The sequence below is a fragment of the Azospirillum sp. A29 genome (assembly GCF_042604625.1).
GTDB lineage: Bacteria > Pseudomonadota > Alphaproteobacteria > Azospirillales > Azospirillaceae > Azospirillum > Azospirillum palustre.
In genome coordinates this window covers 1,141,908-1,157,706 of record NZ_CP170466.1, presented here as the reverse complement: position 1 = coordinate 1,157,706, position 15,799 = coordinate 1,141,908, and the positions used below count along the sequence as shown (strand labels likewise).

Annotated in this window: 16 protein-coding genes; 8 read left to right on the top strand and 8 right to left on the bottom strand. The window is 67.0% G+C overall.

Annotated elements, in window-relative coordinates; all coding sequences use genetic code 11:
* Window positions 1-18: 18 nt before the first annotated feature.
* Window positions 19-681: a LysE family translocator gene (locus ABNQ38_RS20275; RefSeq protein WP_377809931.1), complete on the top strand. Its 663-nt coding sequence runs from the start codon at window positions 19-21 to the stop codon at window positions 679-681.
* 28 nt (window positions 682-709) lie between these two features.
* On the opposite strand, the gene ABNQ38_RS20270 is transcribed toward ABNQ38_RS20275, so the two are convergent.
* Window positions 710-1,555, bottom strand: coding sequence for a BglII/BstYI family type II restriction endonuclease (locus ABNQ38_RS20270; protein WP_377809930.1), 846 nt, complete (start codon window positions 1,553-1,555; stop codon window positions 710-712).
* Window positions 1,556-1,742: 187 nt separating this feature from the next.
* On the opposite strand from ABNQ38_RS20270, the gene ABNQ38_RS20265 reads away from it, so the two are divergent.
* The 5 genes from ABNQ38_RS20265 (at window position 1,743) to ABNQ38_RS20245 (ending at window position 8,637) form a co-directional block, all read left to right on the top strand.
* Window positions 1,743-4,835: a response regulator gene (locus ABNQ38_RS20265; RefSeq protein WP_377809929.1), complete on the top strand. Its 3,093-nt coding sequence runs from the start codon at window positions 1,743-1,745 to the stop codon at window positions 4,833-4,835.
* 225 nt (window positions 4,836-5,060) lie between these two features.
* Entirely contained in the window at window positions 5,061-5,912 is an 852-nt protein-coding gene (locus tag ABNQ38_RS20260) for an electron transfer flavoprotein subunit beta/FixA family protein (protein WP_109452091.1), read from the top strand.
* 25 nt (window positions 5,913-5,937) lie between these two features.
* Window positions 5,938-7,017: an electron transfer flavoprotein subunit alpha/FixB family protein gene (locus tag ABNQ38_RS20255; RefSeq protein ID WP_377809928.1), complete on the top strand. Its 1,080-nt coding sequence runs from the start codon at window positions 5,938-5,940 to the stop codon at window positions 7,015-7,017.
* Window positions 7,018-7,045: 28 nt separating this feature from the next.
* Window positions 7,046-8,347 carry an FAD-dependent monooxygenase gene (locus tag ABNQ38_RS20250; protein ID WP_377809927.1) on the top strand — a complete coding sequence of 434 codons (1,302 nt, stop codon included), beginning with the start codon at window positions 7,046-7,048 and terminating at the stop codon, window positions 8,345-8,347.
* A complete protein-coding gene (locus tag ABNQ38_RS20245) occupies window positions 8,344-8,637 on the top strand; it encodes a ferredoxin family protein (RefSeq protein WP_109452087.1) in 294 nt (97 codons plus the stop codon). The genes ABNQ38_RS20250 and ABNQ38_RS20245 overlap by 4 nt, the downstream gene beginning before the upstream one ends.
* Window positions 8,638-8,737: 100 nt before the next feature.
* On the opposite strand, the gene ABNQ38_RS20240 is transcribed toward ABNQ38_RS20245, so the two are convergent.
* A complete protein-coding gene (locus tag ABNQ38_RS20240; protein ID WP_377809926.1) occupies window positions 8,738-9,154 on the bottom strand; it encodes a response regulator in 417 nt (138 codons plus the stop codon).
* A gap of 280 nt (window positions 9,155-9,434) precedes the next feature.
* On the opposite strand from ABNQ38_RS20240, the gene ABNQ38_RS20235 reads away from it, so the two are divergent.
* Complete coding sequence (locus tag ABNQ38_RS20235; RefSeq protein WP_109051293.1) at window positions 9,435-9,737, top strand: hypothetical protein; 303 nt, start codon at window positions 9,435-9,437, stop codon at window positions 9,735-9,737.
* A gap of 55 nt (window positions 9,738-9,792) precedes the next feature.
* Here ABNQ38_RS20235 and nifW read toward each other — a convergent pair whose 3' ends face one another.
* The 6 genes from nifW to ABNQ38_RS20205 all read right to left on the bottom strand — a co-directional run bounded on the left by nifW (window position 9,793) and on the right by ABNQ38_RS20205 (window position 14,863).
* Window positions 9,793-10,128: a nitrogenase-stabilizing/protective protein NifW gene (gene nifW / locus ABNQ38_RS20230; protein WP_109051292.1), complete on the bottom strand. Its 336-nt coding sequence runs from the start codon at window positions 10,126-10,128 to the stop codon at window positions 9,793-9,795.
* A gap of 13 nt (window positions 10,129-10,141) precedes the next feature.
* Window positions 10,142-10,993: a serine O-acetyltransferase gene (gene cysE / locus ABNQ38_RS20225; protein ID WP_377809925.1), complete on the bottom strand. Its 852-nt coding sequence runs from the start codon at window positions 10,991-10,993 to the stop codon at window positions 10,142-10,144.
* Window positions 10,990-12,111, bottom strand: a complete 1,122-nt coding sequence (gene nifV, locus ABNQ38_RS20220; protein ID WP_377809924.1) for a homocitrate synthase — start codon at window positions 12,109-12,111, stop codon at window positions 10,990-10,992. The genes cysE and nifV overlap by 4 nt, the downstream gene beginning before the upstream one ends.
* A 133-nt stretch (window positions 12,112-12,244) precedes the next feature.
* The gene (nifS, locus tag ABNQ38_RS20215; RefSeq protein ID WP_377809923.1) at window positions 12,245-13,459 is read right to left on the bottom strand and encodes a cysteine desulfurase NifS; all 1,215 of its coding nucleotides are present in this window, start codon (window positions 13,457-13,459) and stop codon (window positions 12,245-12,247) included.
* A gap of 15 nt (window positions 13,460-13,474) precedes the next feature.
* On the bottom strand, window positions 13,475-14,398 hold the full coding sequence (gene nifU, locus ABNQ38_RS20210; RefSeq protein WP_377809922.1) for a Fe-S cluster assembly protein NifU: 924 nt from the start codon (window positions 14,396-14,398) through the stop codon (window positions 13,475-13,477).
* A 69-nt stretch (window positions 14,399-14,467) separates the two neighbouring features.
* Window positions 14,468-14,863, bottom strand: a complete 396-nt coding sequence (locus ABNQ38_RS20205; protein ID WP_377809921.1) for a HesB/IscA family protein — start codon at window positions 14,861-14,863, stop codon at window positions 14,468-14,470.
* Between the two features lie 311 nt (window positions 14,864-15,174).
* Here ABNQ38_RS20205 and ABNQ38_RS20200 point away from each other — a divergent pair, with 311 nt between their 5' ends.
* Entirely contained in the window at window positions 15,175-15,687 is a 513-nt protein-coding gene (locus ABNQ38_RS20200; RefSeq protein WP_377809920.1) for a hypothetical protein, read from the top strand.
* Window positions 15,688-15,799 lie beyond the last annotated feature (112 nt).

The window sequence follows — 15,799 nt, the reverse complement described above, 5'->3', positions numbered from 1 at the left end:
CCGAAGGCCCGTCCCGCGATGACCCTGCCGCTCGACCTCCATCTGCTGCAACTCTATATGGTCGCCGTCTGTGTGCTGGTCCTGGCACCGGGACCGGATTCGCTTCTGGTGCTGACCCGCAGCATCGCCGATGGCCGGCAGGCGGGCGTGGTGGCCACCATCGGGATCTGCGTCGGCAACACCGTCCATTCGCTGCTGGCCGCCGCCGGCATCTCCGCCCTGATCGCGGCGTCGGCGTCGCTGTTCGACCTGCTGCGCTATGCCGGCGGCGCCTATCTCGCCTGGATCGGCCTGCGGTCGCTGTGGAGCGTCTGGACCAGCCGCGGTGCCGAGCCCGCCCCGTCCATCGAGGCCCCGGCCCCGGCGGGCACGGGCCGCGTCTTCGTCCAGGCGCTGCTGACCAACCTGCTGAACCCGAAGATCATCCTGTTCCAGCTCGCCTTCGTGCCCCAGTTCATCGCCCCCGACCTGGGCCATGTGGCGTTGCAGACCTTCATCCTCGGCAACATCATCTCGGTGCTGGGCGGTGTCTATCTGGTCGGCATCGCCGCGCTCAGCGCCGGCGCCGCACGGCGCGTCCTGTCCAGCCCGCGGGTCCGCACGGTGCTGGACGGCATCGCCGGCGTGCTGTTCCTGGGGTTCGCGGTGCGGCTGCTGCTGACCGACCGCAAGTTCGCGTGAGAAGACCAGTGAGGGCGCCCTTGCGCCCTCACCACAGATCGTCCTCGTCCTCCGCCCCGGTGTCGACGTCGAAGGTCACCGCCTGCCGCACCACCGGGTGGCTGTCCTTCCATTCGTCGAAATCCGACACCAGCGCCGGGCGGATGCCGAGCGCCAGCACCGGACAGCCGCCGCCGCGGCCGGCATCCAGGCGGTAGAGCAGCTTCTTCATCCAGGTGGTGCTGGCGCCGTACTTGTTCTGGAAGTTCTTCATCTCGACCCGCCGCGCCACCTCGGTGAACAGCGGGATCAGTTCGGCGCTGCGGGTCAGCAGGACGCCGGCATTGATGATGCCGCATTCGTAGAAGGTGCGGGCGGCGTAGAGGTCGCGGTCGAAGGTCTGGTCCTTGCTGTTCCATTCCAGGTCGAAGGACACCCGCCCCTTCACGAAGTCGATCTTGTGCCCGTCGATGAAGCCGTTGACCTTGTACAGCTCCTCGCGCTGGCGCTGTTCGGTGACGGTCTGGCCGCGGTTCTTGCCGGCGACGCGGCGCTTCTCCTCGTGCGTCACGATCATCTTGGTGATGAACAGGTCGCCGCGGATGCGCGTCTCGTTCCAGCCCAGCGGGTTCAGCATCCGCTCCATCGTCTTGGCGATCTGCGATTTGTTGCCGCCGGACGCCACAATGTCCTCGGTGCGGATGCGGAACTCCATCAGCCGTTCGGTGATCTCGCGGAACTCGGCCGTGCAGGCATGGGCCAGGATGCGCGCGGCGTTGCGGTAGCTGTGCACCTCGTACAGGTCGAGGAAGCCGGGCGGAAACAGGTCGCCCAGGTCGGGATCCCGCGCCTCGATCAGCGGGGCCTTGTCGTGGATGCAGGCAAGCAGGTTCATGACGGCACATGCGCGATGGAAAACGGCGCCACCATGGCGGCTGCCGCCGGGCAAATCCACCCTTTCCACCCGATGGCGGCCGGAGGGGGCCGACTGGCGGTCATTCCCCGACATATGCTAAGGTCGCGCGCGCTTTGGGCCGCGCGTCGGGGTGGAAAAAGCGCGGCAAGTTCGCCGGGGGACCGTGATGAGCGACGAATTCCTGTTCGCGGAGGAGGAGCCCGCCGTCGAGGCGGTTGCCGAGGCTGCGGAGCCGGTCGAACCCTGGCTGATCCTGATCGTCGACGACGACCCGGCCATCCATGCCACCACCAAGATGGTGCTGCGCGGCTTCACCTTCGAAGGACGCCCGGCGCAGTTCCTGTCGGCCGCCACCGCGGCGGAGGCGCGCGGGGTGCTGCGCGACAACCCGGCCATTGCGGTGATCCTGCTGGACGTCGTGATGGAATCCGACGATGCCGGCCTGCGGCTGGTCCGCTACATCCGCAGCGAGCTGAGCAACCGCCGTGTGCGCATCATCCTGCGCACCGGCCAGCCGGGGCAGGCGCCGGAACGCGACGTCATCCTCAGCTACGACATCAACGATTACAAATCGAAGACGGAGCTGACGGCGCAGAAGCTGTTCACCTCCGTCGTCGCCGCGCTGCGCGGTTATCAGGACATCACCGCCATCGAAGATCACCGGGAGGGGCTGGAGCGCATCCTGGACTCCTCCTCCACCCTGCTGGGCAAGCGGACGATGGAGGAGTTTGTCCGCCATGCCGTGGCCCAGATCGTCGGCGTCTGCCCGCCGGCCAATGGACCGACGTCGGGCGGGGTAGCGCTGGTCAGCCGCCTGTGCGACGGGCCGCGGCCGACGGAGCCGCTGGTGCTGGGCGGTGCCGGCTGTCATGTCGGGATGGAAGGGATCCCGCTGTTCCTGGCGCTGCCGCCCGACGCGGCCCAGGCGGTGACCGCGGCGCTGGCCGATGGCCGCAACCGCTATGAGCGCGGGCACAGCGTTCTGGTCTTTCGCTCCGCCACCCGCCGGCACGACACCGTGGTCTATCTCGGGCATGGCCGCGCCCTGACGGCCGACGAACGGCGGCTGCTGGAGGTGTTCTGCGCCAAGGTCGCCATCGGCTTCGACAATGTCCACCTGTACGAGGAACTGACCGAGCTGAACCGCAGCCTGGAACGGCAGGTGGCGGAGCGCACGCAGGATCTGGTGGCGGCGCGCGTGGCGGCGGAGGCGGCGCGGTCGGAGGCGGAGGCGGCCAACCAGGCGAAGTCGCTGTTCCTGGCGACCATGAGCCATGAGATCCGCACGCCGATGAACGGCATCCAGGGCATGCTGGAACTGCTGGAGCACACCAGCCTGACCGGCGACCAGCGCGAACTGGTCAGCGTGGTGCGGGAATCGGCCGGCGCCCTGCTGACCATCATCAACGACATCCTCGACTTCTCCAAGATCGAGGCCGGCCGGCTCGACCTGGAGCGGGTGCCGGTGGCGCTCGCCAATGTGGTGGAGGGGGTGGCCGACACGCTGGCGCCGGGTGCCAGGGCCAAGGGGCTGTCGCTGGTCACCTACATCGACCCCGACCTGCCGGTGGAGGTGATGGGCGATCCGGTCCGCATCCGGCAGGTGCTGTTCAACATCGCCGGCAATGCGGTGAAGTTCACCCAGTCCGGCTCGGTCACCGTGCGGGTGGAGCTGGCGCATTTCGACGGCGACCGCGTCATCATCCGCGTCGCGGTGACCGACACCGGCATCGGCATCTCCAGGGAAAACCAGACCCGCCTGTTCCGCCCCTTCACCCAGGCGGAGGCATCGACCACCCGCCGCTTCGGCGGCACCGGGCTGGGGCTGTCGATCTGCCGGCGTCTGGCCGAACTGATGGGCGGAGACATCGGCGTCAACAGCGAGGTCAATGTCGGCTCCACCTTCTGGTTCACCTTCGCCGCCGATCTGGTTGCGATGGACGAGCTGGCCGTGACGCAGCGGGCGCCGCTTCAGGGGGTGACCGTCCTGCTCCTGGCGGCGGATGCGCAGGAGCGCGGCTTTCTCGCCCGCTACCTGAATGCCGACGGCGCCCAGGTGGTGGAGGCGGCCGACGCCGCCGCCGCCTTGCGCACCCTGTTGCCGACCGCCGCCTGCGACGTGCTGGTCTCGACGCTCGGCAGCGACACCGCGGCGCTGGACCGCGACCCGCGCGGCCGGGTGCGCGGGCGCGTGGTGATCGGCGGCGATGCGCTGAGTTCCGGCGATGCGGCGGAACTGGGGGCCTCCGGTGCCGGCACCGTGGTTCTCGGCCGGCCGGTGCGCCGGGTCGGGCTGGTCCGCGCCGTCCTGGCCGCCGCCGGCCGGATGGCGGCGGGGGAGGGCGGGCGCAGCGACCGGCAACCCGCGCCGGAGCCCGCCGCCCCGGCCGCCGGCCGCCGCCGCCTGCCCACGGTGGAGGAGGCGCGGGCGCGTGGCCGGCTGATCCTGGTGGCGGAAGACCATCCGACCAACCGTCAGGTCATCCAGCGCCAGTTGACCCTTCTCGGCCATGTGATGGAGACGGCGGAGGACGGCGCCCAGGCGCTGGCCCTGTGGCGGGCCGGCGGCCATGGATTGCTGCTGACCGACTGCCAGATGCCGGAGATGGACGGCATGGAGCTGGCCCGCAGCATCCGCGCCGCAGAGGGGGAAAGCGGCGCTCGCCTGCCCATCGTCGCCATCACCGCCAACGCGACGGAGAACGAGGCCCAGCTTTGCCTTCTCGCGGGCATGGACGACACGCTGGCGAAACCGGTCAGCCTTGCCGACCTGCGCCGGGTGGTGGACCGTTTCCTGCCGCCGGCCGACGGCGAAACCGGGGAGGGAGAGGAATTGGACGATCCGTTGCAGAACATGGAGCCGGTGACCGGCGGGTTGCAGCAACCGGCACCTCAGCCCTCGCCCCGGCCTGCTCCCGCCATCGCCGACCTGCCGCCGCTCGACCTCGAGGCGCTGACCGCGCTGTTCGACGGCGACAGCGAGTTCGTCCGACATCTGCTGGGCGAGTTCGTGACCTCCAACAGCGCCTCGCACCATTGGCTGGTCGACGCGCTGGCCGGCGAAATCTGGGACGAGGTGCGGCAGGCCGCCCACAAGCTGGCGGGATCCTCGCGCACCGTCGGTGCCCGCGACCTTGCCGCCGCCGCCGATGCGGTGGAGCTGGCGGTGATCGACCACCGGCTGGAGGGCATCGCCGGCATGGTCGCCCGCGTCGGCGTGGAGCTGGACCGGGTCGTCGCCCACATCGAGACGGTCTGAACCCGCACCCGCCGGGGCTGTAGCGAAACCGACATCAGCGTCCCCTTGTCGCCTTTGCGACATGGGGAGGGCGCTTTCCAACTTTTTAAAATCTCCAGTGTTTCCCGTGGCTTGGCTGGTCTCCTCCGGCTGGCACGCTGCTTGCTGTCTGGGATGTATCCCGGCCCGGTGCCGGCCCCAACCCACATGCGCGTCACAGCGAGAGCGGAAGCCAAGGAGAGCGGGATGCACATCGTCGTCTGTATCAAACAGGTGCCCGACAGCGCCCAGATCCGCATCCATCCCGTCACCAACACCATCATGCGGCAGGGCGTGCCCGCCATCATCAACCCCTTCGACCTGTTTTCGCTGGAAGAGGCGCTGCGGCTGAAGGACAAGGTGGGCGCCCGCGTCACCGTGCTGACCATGGGGCCGCCGATGGCGGAAACCTCGCTGCGCAAGGCGCTGTCGCTGGGGGCCGACGATGCGGTTCTGCTGACCGACCGCAAGTTCGCGGGATCCGACACGCTGGCGACCTCCTACGCCCTGACCTCCGCCATCCAGAAGCTGTCGGAGGAGGATCCGGTCGACATCGTCTTCTGCGGCAAGCAGACGGTGGACGGCGACACCGCCCAGGTCGGCCCCGGCATCGCCACCCGGCTCGGCTTCGAACAGCTGACCTACATCACCAGGATCGAGGATCTGAACACCGCCTCGAAGGAGATTGTGGTGCAGCGCCGCTCCGAAGGCGGCGTGCAGGTGCTGAAGACGAAGCTCCCCTGCATGATCACCATGCTGGAAGGCACCAACACCATCCGCTTCGGCAAGATGGACGATTTGTTCCGCGCCGCCCGCTACGAGCTGAAGACTTGGAGCCGCGACTTCACCGGCGCCGAGGAGGGCCGCGTCGGCCTGAAGGGCTCGCCGACCGTGGTGTCGAAGGTGTTCGTGCCGAAGCCACGGGCGGAAAAGGCGAAGATGATCGTCGCCGACGCCGACACCCCCGACGCGATGGCCGCCGCCGCCATCGACGCCATCTTCGCCGCCCAGCCCAAGCTGGCCGGCGACCTGCTCGCCCGCGCCGCGGCCGGGCTTTGACGATCCATCCGCGGGAGACCCGACGATGAGCGAACCGAGCAAGCCCCAGGGCCGCAAGTTCCAGCTTCCCGAACACCTGAAGGTTTACAAGAACGTCTGGGTGATCGTGGAGCAGGAGCGCGGCATCGTCCATTCCGTGTCGCTGGAGCTGCTGGGCGAAGCCCGCAAGCTGGCCGACAAACTGGGGGTGGAGGTCGGTGCCGTGGTCCTGGGTGCCGAAAGCCCCGACCTGAACCGCATCTGCGGCGACGCCATCGGCTATGGCGCCGACATCGTCTACAAGGTGACCGACCCGGCGCTGGCCGACTACCGCACCGATCCCTACTGCCGCGTCATGACCGACGTGGTGAACACCCACAAGCCGGAGATCGTGCTGCTGGGCGCCACGACGCTGGGCCGCGATCTGGCCGGCGCCATCGCCACCACGCTGGCGACCGGCCTGACCGCCGACTGCACCGAGCTGGACATCTACGCCGACAACCGCTCGCTGGCCGCCACCCGGCCGACCTTCGGCGGCACGCTGCTCTGCACCATCCAGACGCTGGCCTACCGGCCGCAGATGGCGACGGTGCGGCCGCGCGTGATGGCGATGCCGGAGCACGACGACGCCCGCACCGGCCGCGTCATCGAAATCCAGCCGGACCTGCGCGAAGAGGACATCGTCACCAAGGTCCTGAACTTCATCGCCGACCGTGAGCAGAACGAGGCGCAGCTGGCCTTCGCCGACATCATCGTGTCGGCCGGCAAGGGGCTGGGCAAGGTCGAGAACATGAAGCTGGTCTTCGACCTCGCCAAGGTTCTGGGCGCCGAGGTCGGGGTGACCCGCCCGCTTGTCCAGGCCGGTTGGGCGACCAACGACCGTCAGGTCGGGCAGACCGGCAAGACGGTGCGGCCGAAGCTCTACATCGCCGCTGGCATCTCCGGCGCCATCCAGCACCGGGTCGGCATGGAGAAGTCGGACCTGATCCTGGCGATCAACACCGATCCGAACGCGACGATCTTCGACTTCGCCCATCTCGGGCTGGTCGGCGACGCGCTGAAAATCCTGCCGGCGCTGACCGATGCCTTTGGCCGCCGCCTCTCCGTCAACCGCATGGCCGGCTGACCGCCGGACGAGAAAGGAGCCTGTCGACATGGTCGAAAAGTTCGACGCCATCGTCATCGGTGCCGGCCCGTCCGGCAACGCCGCGACCTACACGCTGGCAAAGCAGGGGCTGAAGGTGCTCCAGCTCGAGCGCGGCGAATATCCCGGCGCCAAGAACGTCCAGGGCGGCATCATGTACGCCCATGAGCTGGAGAAGATCATCCCGGACTTCCGGGACGATTGCCCGACCGAGCGCCACATCATCGAACAGCGCGTCTGGCTGCTGGGCGACGACAATTACGTCGGCACCAACTACCGCTCGGAAGCCTTCAACAACGACAAGCCGAACCGCTACACCATCATCCGCGCCAACATCGACAAATGGTGGGGCGAGCAGATCCGCAAGGTCGGCGGTCTCCAGATCTGCGAGACGACGGTGACCGAGCTGATCCGCGATGCGTCGGGCAAGGTCATCGGCGTGCGCACCGACCGCGAGGGCGGCGAGATTTACGCCGATGTCGTCATCATGGCCGATGGCGTCAACGCCCTGCTCGCCAAGCGCGCCGGGTTGCAGGACGAGGCCGCGCCGGAGAATGTGGCGCTGGCGGTCAAGGAAATCCTCTTCATCGATCCGGAGCTGATCCAGCAGCGCTTCGGCATCAAGGAGGACGAAGGCGTCGTCATCGAGATCATGGGCAAGGTGACCAAGGGGATGGTCGGCACCGCCTTCCTCTACACCAACAGGGAATCGCTGACGATCGGCATCGGCTGCCTGATCTCCGACTTCAAGAACGGCGACTGCCCGCCTTACCGGATGCTGGAGGATCTGAAGAAGCATCCCGTCATCAAGCCGCTGATCGAAGGAGCGGAGATGAAGGAATACGCCGCCCATATGATCCCCGAGGGCGGCTACAAGGCGGTTCCGCAGCTCTATGGCGACGGCTGGATGGTGGTCGGCGACGCCGCCCACTTCAACAACGCCGCCCACCGCGAGGGTTCCAACCTCGCGATGGCGTCGGGCCGCATGGCGGCGGAGACGGTGATCGAGCTGAAGGCCGCCGGCAAGGGCTTCACCGCGTCGAACCTTGCCGTCTACAAGAAGAAGCTGGACGACAGCTTCATCATGAAGGACCTGAAGAAGTATCGCGAACTGCCTGGCATCATGCATGGCAACAAGCAGTTCTTCGGCGCCTATCCCGACGAAATCACCGCGGCTGCCCACAGCTGGTTCACCGTGGACAGCATCGACAAGAAGACGAAGGAAAAGCAGATCATGAAGTCCTTCATCAAGCGCCGCTCGGTGATGGGACTGGTCGGTGACGCAATCAAGCTGGTGAGGGCCGTGCGATGACCATGATGGTGAAGGTCGAAGAGAAGCTCTATCAGAATCGCTACATCGTCGATGAGAGCAGGCCGCATATCCAGATCAAGAGCGTGGAGGCCTGCCAGACCTGCGAGAAGCAGGCTTGCACCTTCTGCTGCCCGGCCGCCTGCTACAGCAAGAACGAAACCGGCGGCGTGACGCTGGTGACCGACGGCTGCCTGGAATGCGGCACCTGCCGCGTGGTCTGCCAGGACAAGGGAAACATCGCCTGGGATTATCCGCGCGGCGGCTACGGCATCAGCTACAAGTTCGGCTGATCCGGTCTTTCGGTGTCTTTCCCCGGAACCGGTTGGCCTCCGCGCGGCGACGCGCGGGGGCCGATTTGTGTTTGGGAAGAAGGCTTACGCCGACGCTTTTCTAAACCCGTCCCCGCAACGTCTCCGTTGCCTGACCCAGCGCCCGCTGCAGTTCGGCCGGGAAATAGGGCTTGCGGACGAAGCCGAAGGGATCGCATTCGGCGGCGCGGTGGCGGGTTTCGGGGTCGCCGAAGGCGGAGGTGAAGATACAGCGGATGCCGGTCCGCTTGCGGATTGCCACCGCAGCCTCGATCCCGTCGCGCGGCCCCAGCAGGCGGATGTCCATCATCACGATGTCCGGACGCAGTCGCTCCGCCGCCGCGACCGCATCGTCCGCATTGTCCTCGATCCCGACGACGGCGAATCCGAGCATACCCAGAACCTCCTCCAAAGCCATGGCGGCGAGGCTCTCGTCTTCGACGATAAGGATGCGGATGGGAGTGTCGGAGGCAGGCGAAGGGTCGGTCATCACGATCATGCAAGGAGTGTCACAGCGATTTTACAGGAGTCGTGCAATCGGCGAACCTGAAAACGCGGGATTATGACCAATGGTGCAGCCTGCGTCCCTTGCATGGGTGACGGTGGAAAAGCGTCGCCTGGGCTGTCGGCGAACCCTTGTTTTTCACACCTGCGGCGTACCATCTCACTGTTACGGCTGTTTTCACGAGCGAGCATCGCGGACCTGCACCCGTCCCTTGCAGGCTGTTGGGCGGGGACTATCGGCGGGTTTGCGGCCTTTTTGCATGAGGAGACCGGCGATGGATCTGCGTGTCTGTTTCGAGAACATGGAAAGTGTCAACGTCAACGACGCGGCGATGATGAAGCACTACACCAAGAGCTATCTGGCCGATTTCGACCCGGAATGGGCCGGCTTCATCATGCTGCCGCACAGCGAGACCATGCGCGCGACGATGGAGCCCGCCTGGCAGGTGCTGATCCGCGGCGCCACGCCGCGGACGGAGCAGGAGCTGCTGCGCTATCTCGACGAAAATCCGATGGCGGCCTACCACGTCCATGTCTACCGGCGCGACGGCAGCCCGAACGAGAGCAAAATCCACTGACGACAAAGGGGGCGCGCCAAGCGCCCCCCACTCGTTCGCTCAGACAGCGCCGGCGTCAGCCGACCGGCGTGCCCAGTAGGCTGTCCAGCGGGACGAAGCGGTCGGCCATCTTGCGCGCCTCTTCCTTGTGGACCTTGAAGGTCTTCTCCGCGATGGCGTTGGAGACGACGAAATCCTGGTACGCACGTTCCAGGTGGAAACGGTAGCGCGCCGTCGTGCCTTCGTCGTCCAGACCTTCCATGCCGATGTCGTCGGACAGGTAATCGTGGAAACGCTGCAGGATGTGCAGGCGGTTCACGTTCACAACACGCTGGTCGTAGGTGACGTGGAAGAAGCGCAGGAAGTCTTCCGCGGTTTCCAGATCATCCAGGTCATCGGTGAAATCGCTCATCGTCGAAGGCTCCTCACGCGTGCTGCTGGGTGGAAGGCGAGGGGGCGCACCCCTCCTGGTCGCAAATGTTGCCGCAGGAGCTGCAGGCCACACCGTCCAAACGTATATCGCCGTGAATATCGTTCAGGCGAAATTCCGACAGGCGGATGCTTTTAGCAGGAAACTGTGACGTTTCCGCTGCGGTGTGGGCCTCGAGCCGCGCTTCGATGCGGTTTATGTGGTCGATCAGGCAGGCGATGGCTTTGCCGACCGGATCGGGCATCAGGTGATGTTCCAGATCGATGCCGTGATTGGCAAGATGGGGATCGGACAGCTTGCGATACGCTTCCGGCCGCACCACCCGGCCGGGGATGCCGACCACGGTCATGCCCGGCGGCACCGGCTTGGTCACCACCGAATTGGCCCCGACCCGCGCGTTGGCGCCGACGGTGATCGGCCCCAGGATCTTGGCGCCGGCACCGACCAGCACGCCGTCCGACAGCGTCGGATGCCGCTTGCCCTTGGTCCAGGACGTGCCGCCCAGCGTCACCCCGTGATAGAGCGTCACGTCGTCGCCGATCTCCGCCGTCTCGCCGACCACCACGCCGGCGCCATGGTCGATGAAGAAGCGGCGGCCGATGCGGGCGCCGGGATGGATGTCGATGTTGGTCACCGCGCGGGCGACATAGGACAGGAAACGCGCCGGCCAGCGCAGCCCCCGCCGCCAGGCCGCGTTGGCGACGCGGTGGATCACCAGCGCATGGATGCCGGGATAGCAGGTCAGCACGTCGAGGACGTTTCGCGCCGCCGGATCGCGGTCGAAGACGCAGGCGACGTCCTCGCGCAGCAGGGCGGCGATGCCCGGAGGATTTTTGGCCTTCGTCATGTCGCCGCCTCCAGAAAGGCGTGCAGTTCCTCGGCCGTCGGCGGGCGTTTGGCGCGGGTGGCCAGCGCGCGAACGCGCGGCAGCACCGCCTGCGCGGTGGCGTCGTCGCAGGCGATGCCGAGCCGCTCATAGGCCAGCTTCACCGCCGCGGTGCCGGAATGCTTGCCCAGCACGATGCGGTGTTCGCGCCCGACCTCGGCCGGGTCGAAATTCTGGTAGGTGGTGCGGTCGCGCAGCAGCCCGTCGACATGGATGCCGGCCTCGTGGGTGAAGACGGCGGCGCCGACGATCGACTTATTGACGGCGACCGGCCGGTTGGAGGCCCGCTCCACCAGATCGCTGATGGTGCCGAGCGACCGCGTCTCGACCCCGGTGTCGATGTGGTAGAGGTGCTTTAGCGACACCACCACCTCCTCCAGCGGCGCATTGCCGGCGCGCTCGCCCAGGCCATTCACCGTGGTGTTGACGTGGGTGGCGCCGCCCAGCACCGCGGCCAGCGAATTGGCGTTGGCGAGGCCCAGATCGTCATGGGCGTGGATCTCGATCTCCAGGTCGGTGGCCCGGCGCAGCCGCTCGATGCAGGCGCGCGTCTGGAAGGGATCGAGCACGCCGAGCGTGTCGGCGAAGCGGAAGCGCCGTGCGCCAGCCTCCTGCGCCACCGTGGCCGCGGCGATCAGGAAATCCATGTCGGCGCGCGACGAATCCTCGCCGCCGACGCTGACCTCCATCCCATGGTCGCGCGCCTGTTTGACTCGGCGCTCTATCTCGGCCAATGCCCAGGAACGGCTGCGCTTCAGCTTCTTGGTGATGTGGATGTCCGACACCGGCATCGACAGGTTGACGAAGCCGACATTGCAGGAGAGTGCCGCCTTCAGATCGGCGTCGTGCATCCGGCACCACACCATCAGCCGGCCTTTCAGCCCCAGCGACGCCACGGCGCGGATGCCCTCGCGCTCCTCCTCGCCCATCGCGGGGATGCCGATTTCCTGCTCCGGCACGCCGGCGGCGTCGAGCGCCTTGGCGATGGCGATCTTCTCGTCGAGCGTGAAGGCGACGCCGGCGGTCTGCTCGCCGTCGCGCAGCGTGGTGTCGTTGATGGTGGCGAAGGTGGTGGGCATGGGGGCACCTCGCGCGCGGGGACCACCTGTCCCCTTTGAAAAGTGTCGCAGGCCGGGCCGGGGACCCGCCCCGACGGGGTGTCGTCGGGCGGGGTGCCGGGACGGGCCACCGACCCGGCCTGCGATTCCGGTGTTACGAATAAACGGGTGCGAACTCATTCGGCTTGGCGGCGTCCTGCTGCCAATAGGGCGACAGGCTGCGCAGCTTGGCGATGATGTCCGGCACCACGGCGATGACGTGGTCGATCTCGGCGTCGGTGGTGTCGCGCGACAGCGAGAAGCGGGTGGCGCCGTGCGCCGCCGTGTAGGGAACCCCCATGGCACGCATCACATGGCTCGGCTCCAGCGATCCCGAGGTGCAGGCCGATCCGGAGGACGCGGCGATGCCCTGCTCGTTCAACAGCAGCAGGATGGCCTCGCCCTCGATGTATTCGAAGGCGATGTTGCAGGTGTTGGGCAGCCGGTTGTCCGGGTTGCCGGTGACGAAGCAGGCCGGCACGGCGGCCAGGATCGCCTGTTCCAGCCGGTCGCGCTGCGCCTTCACCCGCGTGTTTTCTTCACCCATGTGGGTGAGGGCGAGATGGGCGGCGGCGCCCAGGCCGACGATGGCCGGCGCGTTCTCGGTGCCGGCGCGGCGCGAGCGCTCCTGGTGGCCGCCGCGCAGCATCGGGCGGAAGCGCAGGCCGCGCTTGACGTACAGCGCGCCGATGCCCTTCGGGGCGTGCAGCTTGTGGCCGGACAGCGACAGCATGTCGACGGCGCTGTCGGCGAGCTTCATCGGGATCTTGCCGACCGCCTGGACGGCATCGGTGTGGAAGATGGCGCCGACCGCCTTGGCCATTTGCGCCAGCTCCTCGATCGGGAAGATTGTCCCGGTCTCGTTGTTGGCCCACATGATCGACACGATGGCAACCTGATCCGACAGCGCCGCCCGGTAGGCGTCGATGTCGAGGTTGCCCTTGCCGTCCACCGGGATGCGGTGAATCTTGTAGTCGCGCTTCTTCTCCAGATAGTCGCAGAGCGCCAGCACGGCGGGGTGCTCGACCACGCTGGTGACGATCTCGCGCTTCTTCGGATAGGCCTCGATGATCGACAGGATGGCGGTGTTGTCGCTTTCCGTCCCGCCCGAGGTGAAGATGATCTCGCTGTCGTGCGCCGCGCCCAGCAGGGCCTGGACCTGCTTGCGCGCCCATTCGATCTTGCCGCCGACCGCGGCGCCGAAGGCGTGCATCGAGGACGGGTTGCCGAAATGCTCGGTGAAGAGCGGCAGCATCTCCGCCAGCACGTCAGGATCGACCCGAGTGGTGGCGTTGTTGTCGAGATAAACCCCGTTGTTCGGAATGGTCATCGCCGGTTCCTCCCCTTAGCCCGCGTGGGCCGGCATGAGGGACGCGGGCTTGACCCGCACGAACTCGCCGAGCTTCTCGACCAGCTTCATCTGCACGCCCATCATCGTGCCGGCCGACTGCGAACAGCCGGAGCAGGCGCCGGTCAGCCGGACGTAGATGTCCTTGCCGTCGATGTCGACCAGCTCCACGTCGCCGCCGTCGCGCTGGATCTGCGGACGCATTTCCTCGATGGCGCTCATGATCGCCTGCATGCGCTGCACATTGGTCAGCTTGGGCGCCGCCGCCGGTTCCGGTCTGGCCGGCAGAGGCTTGATGGCGTCGAGGCCGACGGTGCCGGGGGTGTGCTTGGCGGCGGGCTTCAGCGCGCCGGTCTTCGCCATCACCGCTTCCAGCACCTCCTCGATTTTCTCGTGGCAGGTCTGGCAGGAGCCGCCCGCCTTGGTGTAGTGGGTGACCTCTTCCAGCGAGGTCAGGCCGTTGACGGTCACCGCGCGCTCGATCATCGCGGCGTCGATGCCGAAGCACTTGCAGATCAGCTCGCCTTCCTCGTGGTCGTCGACCCACTCCTCGCCCTTGTAGTTGGCGATGGCGGCGCGCAGAGCCTCGGCCCCCATGACGGAGCAGTGCATCTTCTCCGGCGGCAGGTCGCCCAGATACTCGGCGATGTCCCGGTTGGTCAGCGTCAGCGCCTCGTCCACCGTCTTGCCGATGATCATCTCGGTCAGTGCCGAGCTTGAGGCGATGGCCGATCCGCAGCCGAAGGTCTGGAACTTGGCATCCAGGATGATCTGGGTGTCGGGATCGACCTTCAGCATCAGACGCAGCGCGTCGCCGCAGGTGATGGAGCCGACCTCGCCGACCGCGTTGGCGCTGTCCAGGACACCGGAGTTCTTCGGGTTGAAGAAGTGTTCCTTGACCTTGTCGGTGTAGTTCCACATGTCGCTGCTGCCTTTCCGTGGGGGCGCGCCTAGGGGAAGAGGTGTCTTGGAAGAGCTGTCCGGTGATGTTCAGTGGGTCGAGTAGGGGGCCGACGATCCGCAGCTGGACGAGGAGGTCGAGCAGGAACCGCCGCCTTCCCCTCCGGCCGAGAAGGACTTGCCGCAGCCGCAGCTGCTCGTCGCGTTCGGATTGTCGAACTTGAAGCCCGAGCCTTCGATGCCCTCGACAAAATCGACGACCACGCCCGACAGGAAGGGTTGGCTGTTGGCGTCGACGAAGATGGTGACGGGGCCGAAGCTGAGAACCGTGTCGTCGTCGCCGGCCGCCGCTTCTAGCCCCATCTGGTATTTCAGGCCGGCGCAGCCGCCGTCGGTCACCGCGATCCGCAGGCCGGCGGCCGCACCGCCGGACTTCGCCAGGACCTGTTCCAGGGTGGAGACCGCCGCATCCGTCAGAGTCACCATGTCCCGCCTCCTCAAGCCGCGTTGCCGGGGGTGCCGGCCAATCTGACGAGGCATGAGCAAGGGGTGTGCCAGATGGTCAAACCATTGAATTAGAATGATTGTCTGGTCGGATCGGCATGGCGAAAGTCCGACAATGTTTCGCTTGCCAACTGTTTTGTCGGGTTTGGCGCGTGTCGGATTCGCGACAGCCGCGACACTTCGCCGCACAAAATTAATGTGGTCTTTCCCGGCGCGCCCGCGCCTACCATGGGGCGTCGTCGGTGCGTCGGATGGTTGCTTGCAGCAGCGGAAAAATTCAGGCGAGGGAAGCGATGAGCGACGAACCGATCGAACTCCGGATGTCGAACGGCCGCATGGCCTTCGGCGACGTGCCCGAACAGATCGACGAGCTTTTGCAGGAGGCGGTGAGGGTCCGCGACGTGCCCGACGCCTGCGAGGCGTTGCTGTGGGAGGCCCACCGCAAGGGACCGCGGGTGCTGCCGGTTTTCTACGCGCTCTACAAATTCTACTTTAACCGCAAGAAGCTGGGGGAGGCGGAGCGGGTGGCCCGCATCGGGCTGGATGCCGCGGCACTCCAGGGCGGCTTTCCGGCCGACTGGTCGCAACTGACCGCCGGTTCCACCGACTGGACGGCGGCCGGACCGGCGCGCTTCTTCCTGTTCACCATGAAGGCGCTGGCCTTCATCGAACTGCGCCGCCACAACCGCGACAAGGCGCTGGCGATCCTCGCCAAGATGGCGGAGATCGACCCGGCCGATCAGGTCGGTTACGGCACCATCGCGGCACTTGCCCGCGGGTTGGAGGGAGAGGGCGGGGCGGCGTGAGCGACCCGGCCCGATAAGGCGGCCCCACAAAAAAGCCCCCCGGCCCAGGGGGGAACCGGGCCGGGGGCAGGGGGGATTTGCGTCTCACGACGCGCTCACGACGCGCTCTCTC

Excerpts from the sequence above, each read along its gene's own strand:
- ABNQ38_RS20275 (WP_377809931.1), top strand. The coding sequence starts at position 19 with ATGACCCTGCCGCTCGACCTCCATCTGCTGCAACTCTATATGGTCGCC.
- ABNQ38_RS20270 (WP_377809930.1), bottom strand. The coding sequence starts at position 1,555 with ATGAACCTGCTTGCCTGCATCCACGACAAGGCCCCGCTGATCGAGGCG.
- ABNQ38_RS20265 (WP_377809929.1), top strand. The coding sequence starts at position 1,743 with ATGAGCGACGAATTCCTGTTCGCGGAGGAGGAGCCCGCCGTCGAGGCG.
- ABNQ38_RS20260 (WP_109452091.1), top strand. The coding sequence starts at position 5,061 with ATGCACATCGTCGTCTGTATCAAACAGGTGCCCGACAGCGCCCAGATC.
- ABNQ38_RS20255 (WP_377809928.1), top strand. The coding sequence starts at position 5,938 with ATGAGCGAACCGAGCAAGCCCCAGGGCCGCAAGTTCCAGCTTCCCGAA.
- ABNQ38_RS20250 (WP_377809927.1), top strand. The coding sequence starts at position 7,046 with ATGGTCGAAAAGTTCGACGCCATCGTCATCGGTGCCGGCCCGTCCGGC.
- ABNQ38_RS20245 (WP_109452087.1), top strand. The coding sequence starts at position 8,344 with ATGACCATGATGGTGAAGGTCGAAGAGAAGCTCTATCAGAATCGCTAC.
- ABNQ38_RS20240 (WP_377809926.1), bottom strand. The coding sequence starts at position 9,154 with ATGATCGTGATGACCGACCCTTCGCCTGCCTCCGACACTCCCATCCGC.
- ABNQ38_RS20235 (WP_109051293.1), top strand. The coding sequence starts at position 9,435 with ATGGATCTGCGTGTCTGTTTCGAGAACATGGAAAGTGTCAACGTCAAC.
- nifW (WP_109051292.1), bottom strand. The coding sequence starts at position 10,128 with ATGAGCGATTTCACCGATGACCTGGATGATCTGGAAACCGCGGAAGAC.
- cysE (WP_377809925.1), bottom strand. The coding sequence starts at position 10,993 with ATGACGAAGGCCAAAAATCCTCCGGGCATCGCCGCCCTGCTGCGCGAG.
- nifV (WP_377809924.1), bottom strand. The coding sequence starts at position 12,111 with ATGCCCACCACCTTCGCCACCATCAACGACACCACGCTGCGCGACGGC.
- nifS (WP_377809923.1), bottom strand. The coding sequence starts at position 13,459 with ATGACCATTCCGAACAACGGGGTTTATCTCGACAACAACGCCACCACT.
- nifU (WP_377809922.1), bottom strand. The coding sequence starts at position 14,398 with ATGTGGAACTACACCGACAAGGTCAAGGAACACTTCTTCAACCCGAAG.
- ABNQ38_RS20205 (WP_377809921.1), bottom strand. The coding sequence starts at position 14,863 with ATGGTGACTCTGACGGATGCGGCGGTCTCCACCCTGGAACAGGTCCTG.
- ABNQ38_RS20200 (WP_377809920.1), top strand. The coding sequence starts at position 15,175 with ATGAGCGACGAACCGATCGAACTCCGGATGTCGAACGGCCGCATGGCC.